The sequence below is a fragment of the Pseudomonas sp. 32_A genome (assembly GCF_017490905.1).
Lineage (GTDB): Bacteria > Pseudomonadota > Gammaproteobacteria > Pseudomonadales > Pseudomonadaceae > Aquipseudomonas > Aquipseudomonas inefficax.
The window spans coordinates 1-237 of sequence record NZ_JAFGYI010000517.1 but is presented as its reverse complement, the minus strand read 5'-3'; the positions used below and the strand labels follow the sequence as shown (position 1 = coordinate 237).

Below are 237 nucleotides of genomic sequence, written 5' to 3'. Positions count from 1 at the left end.
ACAGGGCGATGCCGCCGATGATCAGGTCTTTCTTGCGCTCAGCCAGGGCCTGTTCGTAGGTTTCGCTGCGCCATGCCAGCAGGAAGGCGTAGGCCGCCGACCACAGGTAAGGCACCAGGATCATCGACGAGGCCAGGTAGATCAGGCTGGTATAGGTACCGGCGGAAAACAGCGTGATCAGCAGGAAGCCCTGGATCATGCAGTTGGTCAGCCACAGGGCGTTGGCCGGCACATGGT

The 237-nt window shown here is 61.2% G+C and carries 1 protein-coding gene; it reads right to left on the bottom strand.

Translation table 11 applies throughout. The annotated features are described in order from the left end of the window. The coding region (locus tag J5M58_RS27650) for an amino acid permease (protein WP_368857219.1) at positions 1-237 on the bottom strand (237 nt) is incomplete at both ends.